Here is a 7,074-nt window from a genome sequence, read left to right on the forward strand (position 1 = left end):
TGGCCTGCGGCGAGAACCCCAAGCGTGTCTATGGCAGTCAGGGCCGCGCGCCCGGCTCGCGCATGGGCAATATGGCCGGTTATCGCGAGGCCTGGCAGCGCGCGGTGGAATACCGCCGTGCCTGGAACCGCTACTGGGATGAAGGCGATGCGGACGCAACGCCGCCGACCCGCAATCTCGAGCTCGACACGCTGATGGGCGTTCTGGAGGGTGAAATCCTCGTCCAGATGCACTGCTACCGCGCCGATGAAATGGTGCAGGTGCTCGATATGGCCGAAGAGTTCGGCTACGAGGTCACGACCTTCCACCACGCCGTAGAGGCCTACAAGGTTGGCGATCTGCTGGCCGAAGACGATGTCTGCGCCGCTGTCTGGGCTGACTGGGGCGGGTTCAAGATGGAAGCCTACGACTCCATCAACGAGAACCTTGCGCTCCTGCACGAAGCGGGCGCCTGCGCCATGATCCACTCCGATGACCAGCTGGGCATCCAGCGCCTCAATCAGGAAGTGGCCAAGGCCCTTGCCGCCGGGCGGCGCCTCGGGCTGGAGATCAGTGATGGCGAGGCCATTTCCTGGTTCACCTCCAACCCCGCACGCGGGCTTGGCATTTTCGACGAGACGGGCTCGATCGAGGCCGGCAAGCGCGCCGATGTGGTGCTCTGGTCAGCTCATCCGTTGTCCACCTACGCCCTTGCCGATCACGTCTATCTGGACGGGGCACTGGTCTATGACCGGGCCGATCCGGAACGGCGCACCGTGCGCGATTTCACGCTTGGCCAACCCGGCGATGGAGTGCTGTAAGATGATGAAATCCCTTCTTTGTGCGGCCATCGCGGCGACTGTCACGCTTGGCAGCGCCTCTGCCCAGACCCTCGCCGTGACCAATGGCCGGGTCGTGACCAATGCCGAGGCCGGCATTGTCGAGAACGGCTCGGTGCTCATCCGTGACGGCGTCATCGCCGCTGCGGGCGCGAATGTGTCCATCCCCGAAGGCGTTGAAATCATCGACGCCAATGGCGGCTGGATAACACCCGGCATTTTCCACCCGCACACCCAGCTCGGCCTAATCGAGGTGGGCGGCGAGCGCTCCACCTCGGACGTCGCTGCGCCGGCGGCGAGTTTCACGGCTGCGATTGATGTCGCTGACGGCTTCAACCCGTCAGGCGGACATATTCCAGACAGCCGCCGACGCGGGATCACCCGGTTTGCCGTCTTCCCGTCCACCGCCAGCGGTGTGATTGGCGGGCGCGGCGCGCTGGCAAACAGCACGGGCGAGCCAGATTCGCTCTTCTCCACACGCACCTTCCTCTATGTCGACCTGTCGCAATCGGGCGCCGCGACCGCTGGCGGATCGCGCAACGCCGCATGGGCGTATCTGCGCGCCGCCTTCGAGGATGCCCGCTTCTATCCGGGACGCTTCATGGCCCACCACGAGGGCGACGCGATCAACCGGTTCGACGCGGCCTCGCTGGTGTCGGCCATTCGCGGCGAAATCCCGATTGTGCTGCAGGTCGAACGCGCCTCCGACATTCGCCGCGCCATCCTGTTTGCACAGCAGCACCCGTCTGCCCGCTTCATCTTTGCGGGCGTGGCAGAAGGCTGGCTGGTCGCTGACGAGATTGCGGCATCGGGCATCCCTGTCATCATGGACCCGCTGCGCAATCTTCCTGTCAGCTTTGACGTGCTGGGCGCGCGTCTCGATGCCCCTGCCCGCCTTCACGCGGCAGGCGTACAGACCGCCTATACCACGATCAGCGCCGACCTCTACTTCAACCCGCGCCTGATCACCCAGCATGCGGGCAACGCCGTCGCCCACGGTGCAAGCTGGGAAGATGCCTTCCGGGCGATCACGCTCACGCCAGCGGAAATCTATGGCGTCGGGGATACCTACGGCGCCCTTGCCGAAGGCTATGCCGGAGACGTGGTGATCTGGGATGGTGATCCGCTCGAAGTGATGAGCGCGCCTGTGGCCGTCATCATTGAGGGCGAAAACCAGTCGATGGACTCCCGCCAGTCCCGGCTGGCCGAGCGCTATGCGGAGCGTGTGGCGAACTATCAGTACGGATACCGGCACTAGGGAGCGCCTCACCCACTGAAGTATGGACGGTGTGCCACAGTGCGGCGCAGATACATCACGTCTGCGCTAGCACGCGTTGACAGCTAGGGGTGTAACCCTATTGTGCAGCGCGCAAGCGGGATGCGATCCGCGCATCCCCTCCGTCCGTACGACAGCGCGCCCCTCGCCATCTGGCCGGGGCGGATATGAGGCGCATGACTTTTGATGATCTGGGCTTGAGCCCGAACCTGCTGGCAGCCATCAAGGATGCCGGCTACACCAGCCCCACCCCGATCCAGGCCGGTGCCATTCCGGTGGCCCTCACCGGACGCGATGTTCTGGGCATTGCCCAGACGGGTACAGGCAAGACAGCCTCCTTTACCCTTCCGCTGATCGAACGCCTCTCGCGGGGCCGCGCCCGTGCGCGTATGCCGCGCTCGCTCATCCTGTGCCCGACGCGCGAACTGGCTGACCAGGTGGCGCAAAACGTGCGCACCTATGCCAAGAACCACAAGCTGACCATGGCGCTGCTGATCGGCGGCGTCGCCTTTGCCCCGCAAAAGGAAATCCTCGACAAGGGCGCGGATATTCTCATCGCGACGCCCGGGCGCCTGCTCGACCATTTCGAGCGCGGCGGCCTGATGCTCATGGGCATCGAGATTATGATCATCGACGAAGCCGACCGCATGCTGGACATGGGCTTCATTCCCGATATCGAGCGTATCTTCTCGCTGGTACCGCCTCGCCGCCAGACGCTGTTCTTCTCGGCGACCATGCCCAACGAGATCGTGCGCATCGTCAACACCTTCCTGAAAGACCCGGAACGGGTCGAGGTGTCGCGCCCGGCGCAGACCGCCGACACGATCAAGCAGTATCTGGTGCGTGTGGATAACGGTTCACCTGCTGGCAAGCGTGCAGCCCTGCGCGCGGCGATCCGCCGTGACGGCGTGAAGAACGGCATCGTCTTCTGCAACCGCAAGCGCGATGTCGACATCGTCGCTCGCTCGCTGCAACGCCATGGCTTCTCGGCGGCGCCGATCCACGGCGATCTGGCTCAGGTACAGCGCATGAAGACGCTGGAGGACTTCAAGTCCGGCGAGGTTCGCATCCTCGTCGCCTCCGACGTTGCGGCACGCGGCCTCGACATTCCGGCCGTCAGCCACGTTTTCAATTTCGACATTCCGCGCAATGCCGATGACTATGTGCACCGTATCGGACGCACGGGGCGGGCCGGTCTAACAGGCGAATCCGTCACCCTGGTCACGTCGGACGACAAGAAATCACTCGCCAATGTGGTTAAATTGATCGGCGGCGAACCCGAAACGCTGGACCTCGGCAAGGCTGCACCCTCTGCTGAAGCGACTGGCGAAGCAGCTCCCGCCGAGGCTCGCACCCCTGCGCCCGAAACCATCGGGGACGAGGCCAGCAAGCCGTCCCGCTCGCGGCGCGGCGGAAGGTCGCGTTCGAAGGGCGATGCGGGCCAGGCCAAAGAAAAGGCGCCCGCGCCCGCCAACGACACGGCACGCGCAAAGGAACAAAAACCCAAGGAACGTCAGAAGGATGGCGAAGCTGCCGGCTTCGGCGATCACGTTCCTGAATTCCTTCTGCGCTCCGCTTTCGGCTGAAAATCGAAAATAATTCGAAATTCGCCTCCCGCGTTTACCGCATCTTTCCGAAACGGGCCTAACCTCCTTTCATACGGGAGAACTGGTCTGAAGAATTCGGGCTGCGGAGAACGGGGAATTACACGTGAACGGTCGCTTGCAAACGCATGAAGGCATTGATCTGGCGCGGCGCGCGCTGGACATGATGGCAGAACATTCAGTTGCGCCCACGCCGCAGAACTACGCTGTATGGGTCGCCTATGTCTCTGACTCGATCCCCGAACTGTCCGAGGCGCTTCAAGGCGCTATCGACAAAGGTGGCCCGATTGATGACGAGCTCTGCGATGAGCTCTACGATCGCCACTTCACCTTCAAACGCATTCAGGACGCTGTTCTGGACACTGGCGGCGCGATGAGCCGTGAGCTGGGCGCCGTTGTGAAGACCCTGGAAGCTGCCGAGCGCGATACGGCTGCTTATGGCGAAGCCCTTGCCGGTGCGTCCGGCCAGCTTGGCGATGCCACCGATTCGGTGACCTTCAAGCGCATGGTGGAAGGCCTCGTCTCGGCCACGGCCCGGATGCAGCGCCGCTCGCGCGAGCTGGAACGCCGCCTGCAGGAAACCTCCGTAGAGGTGAACCAGCTGCGCAACAATCTGGAAAAGGTGCGTGAAGAGGCGATGACCGACGCCCTCACCGGCCTTGCCAATCGCAAGCGGTTCGACGAATCCATGCGCAAGGCGCGCCGCGATGCCGACCTGCAGGGCGATGATTTCTGCCTCGTTCTTTGCGACATCGACCACTTCAAGCGCTTCAACGACACTTGGGGCCACCAGACCGGCGACCAGATCATCCGCTTCGTGGCGGCATGTCTCTCCCGCTTCGCCAAGGACACGCATATCGTGGCGCGCTATGGCGGCGAGGAATACGCGATCGTCATGCCGAAAACGCTTCTGTCGGAGGCAACCGGCATTGCCGAGAAGATCCGTGCGACGGTCGAATCCAAGCGCCTGCTGCGCAAGTCGACCAATGAAGATCTGGGCCACATCACCGTATCCATGGGCGTGTCGCAGCACACGGCCGGGGAATCGGTGGAAAGCCTGATCGAGCGGGCCGACGCCAATCTCTACAAGTCCAAGCAGACGGGCCGCAATCGCGTCACCGTGGACAGCGCGGAACCGCAAGCCGGCGTCGCTGCGGCCTGATCAGCCGAGCCAGACAGCATCTTTCCAGCCAGACAAAATAGAACAACAATGCTCCCCAGACACAGTCCGGGGAGCATTCATGGCCCGTCACCCACTTCTGCGCGGTGAAGCCCACTTCCGGTGGCGCAGCCCAGACGTCAGCCGCGTCGAGAACCTTTCTGACATTGTCTTCGCGCTGGTCCTGACCCTCGCAGCGGCCAACAGCGTTCCCACCTCATTCAGCGATCTCGCCAATCTTTGGCGTGACGGCATCTCGATGGCGGCGTGCTTCGCGCTGCTCCTGACGATCTGGCATACCCACCACGTCTTTTTCCGGCGCTATGACCTTCAGGACGGCTGGACCGTTTTCCTGAACGCGATCCTGCTCTTCCTGATCCTGGTCTTCATCTACCCACTGAAATTCATGGCAGATTTCGTCGTGACCCTGTTCACCCGGGGTTTCGCGACAGAGGCGGAGATACAGCAGGTCATCACGGTCGATCAGGTCGCGCACCTGTATCTCGTTTTTGGCGTGTTCTATATCGCTGTGCAGGCCGTTTTCGGCCTTCTCTATATCCACGCACTCAAGCATGGCGACCGGATCGGTCTGGACCTGAAGGAGCGGGCGTGGACCCGGTACGAGATCGAGGTGGCGGCCGGGACGGCCATCCTCACCATGCTGGTGATCGTGTCCGCTTACACCTTGCCCCGGCCGTTCGGACCGATGGCAGGCATGGCCTTCTTCATGATCGGCGTGATCGCTTTTCTCAGCGGCCTAAGGGCTGAAGCGCGCATCAAACGACAGGCGGCAGACCAAGCCTAGACCGCGGGCGGAGCAGTCAGCTTGAGGCTGTCACGCTCTTCCCAGCGCTCGAGGAAGCTGGCCAGTGCCGGATGTGACGTACGCCAGTCCAGCTCGGCATATCTGAGGTCGAGATAGGAGAGCGCCACCGCTATCGACAGGGCGCCGTGGTCGACAGAGCGCTCGAACTGCGCGCGTTCCGCATCCAGTTGCGCGAGCGTGCGCGCGATACCGCGCTCCCAGCGTTCGATCCACAAAGGATAGTGCAGGCTGGCATCACGGTTCTTCTCGATACGCCGCCCGATAGTCAGGTCCATCAGGCCGTCGGCAATCGCCTGCTGGCGAAGGACCAGGAGGCGGCTTTCGCCACTGGCCGGTATCCAGCGCTCGTCATCTAGCGAGTCGATATATTCGCAGATCAGCGGCGAGTTGATGATGGCAGGCCCGCTCTTGCGCACCAGCGCAGGCACCTTGCCGAGCGGATTGGCCGCATGCAGTGCCGCCGGGTCATCCAGCGGTGACACTTCGACCAGCTCTATTCGGCTCTCCAGGCTCTTCTCGATGATGAGGGCCCGGCATTTCCGGGCATAGGGCGAAGTCGGCGAATATAAGAGCTGCATGGATGCCCCCGGCAGATATCAGACCGCCGGGTTTAGTTAACTGCCCTTACAGGCGCAAGCCGGTCAGGAGGCGTTGGCCACAGGAATAATGGTGACGCTTTCGCCACACCCGCATGCATCGGTCTGGTTCGGGTTGCGGAACACGAACTTGGCGTGCAGCGGGGTGACTTCGTAATCGATCTGGCTGCCCAGAAGAAAGAGGATCGCTTTGGAATCAATCACGATCTCCACGCCCTGGTCTTCCACCCGTTCATCCAGCGGAGCCGGCGCCTCGACATAATCCATCGTGTATTCCATGCCGGCGCAGCCGCCATTCTTGACCCCGACACGCAAATACCCCTTGCCTTCGCGCGCCATCAGCGCCCGGACACGGGCGGCAGCCTGTTCGGTCAGGGTGACGGGCTTGGGTCTTTCGCGGGCCATGATATGGGCTCCTAGAGCATGTTGAGTTGCAGGCGGGCTTCGTCGGTCATCCGGTCTGGTGTCCAGGGCGGATCGAAGGTGAGGTTCACCTCGGTGCGCTTAACCCCGTCCACCGTGTTGCAGGCATCCTGTACCCAGCCCGGCATCTCGCCGGCAACCGGGCAGCCGGGCGCCGTCAGCGTCATCTCCACCTTCAAGGTGCGGTCATCTTCCAGATCGACCTTGTAGATCAGGCCAAGCTCATAAATGTCGACCGGGATTTCCGGATCGAACACGCCCTTGAGCGCCGTAACCACATCGTCCGTGATGCGCGCGATTTCCTCAGCCGGAATGGCACCTTCACCGCTGGCGGGTGTTTCAGGCGCGAGCGGACGCGCGGGCGCCGCGCTG

The 7,074-nt window shown here is 62.9% G+C and carries 8 protein-coding genes; 5 read left to right on the forward strand and 3 right to left on the reverse strand.

Translation table 11 applies throughout. The features are described from left to right. The 5 genes from ACTS2Z_RS03295 to ACTS2Z_RS03315 all read left to right on the forward strand — a co-directional run. On the forward strand, nucleotides 1-800 hold an 800-nt coding region (locus ACTS2Z_RS03295), incomplete at its 5' end, for an amidohydrolase family protein (protein ID WP_442571806.1). Between the two features lies 1 nt (nucleotide 801). Further along, on the forward strand, nucleotides 802-2,076 hold the full coding sequence (locus ACTS2Z_RS03300; RefSeq protein WP_442571807.1) for an amidohydrolase family protein: 1,275 nt from the start codon (nucleotides 802-804) through the stop codon (nucleotides 2,074-2,076). A gap of 194 nt (nucleotides 2,077-2,270) precedes the next feature. Then, nucleotides 2,271-3,680, forward strand: coding sequence for a DEAD/DEAH box helicase (locus tag ACTS2Z_RS03305; protein ID WP_442571808.1), 1,410 nt, complete (start codon nucleotides 2,271-2,273; stop codon nucleotides 3,678-3,680). 124 nt (nucleotides 3,681-3,804) lie between these two features. Beyond that, entirely contained in the window at nucleotides 3,805-4,860 is a 1,056-nt protein-coding gene (locus ACTS2Z_RS03310) for a GGDEF domain-containing protein (RefSeq protein WP_442571809.1), read from the forward strand. Nucleotides 4,861-4,939: 79 nt separating this feature from the next. Further along, nucleotides 4,940-5,662 (forward strand): TMEM175 family protein, encoded by a 723-nt coding sequence (locus ACTS2Z_RS03315; RefSeq protein ID WP_442571810.1) that lies wholly within the window; start codon nucleotides 4,940-4,942, stop codon nucleotides 5,660-5,662. Here the strand turns inward: ACTS2Z_RS03315 and ACTS2Z_RS03320 are convergent. From ACTS2Z_RS03320 to ACTS2Z_RS03330, 3 genes are all read right to left on the reverse strand, one after another. Beyond that, a complete protein-coding gene (locus ACTS2Z_RS03320; RefSeq protein ID WP_442571811.1) occupies nucleotides 5,659-6,261 on the reverse strand; it encodes a glutathione S-transferase in 603 nt (200 codons plus the stop codon). The genes ACTS2Z_RS03315 and ACTS2Z_RS03320 overlap by 4 nt on opposite strands. A 63-nt stretch (nucleotides 6,262-6,324) precedes the next feature. Then, nucleotides 6,325-6,684 carry a HesB/IscA family protein gene (locus ACTS2Z_RS03325; protein WP_442571812.1) on the reverse strand — a complete coding sequence of 120 codons (360 nt, stop codon included), beginning with the start codon at nucleotides 6,682-6,684 and terminating at the stop codon, nucleotides 6,325-6,327. Nucleotides 6,685-6,695: 11 nt separating this feature from the next. Further along, nucleotides 6,696-7,074: SUF system Fe-S cluster assembly protein (locus ACTS2Z_RS03330; RefSeq protein ID WP_442571813.1), on the reverse strand; the 379-nt coding region annotated here is incomplete at its 5' end.

The sequence above is a fragment of the Glycocaulis sp. genome (assembly GCF_052168375.1).
In the GTDB taxonomy this organism is placed as follows: domain Bacteria; phylum Pseudomonadota; class Alphaproteobacteria; order Caulobacterales; family Maricaulaceae; genus Glycocaulis.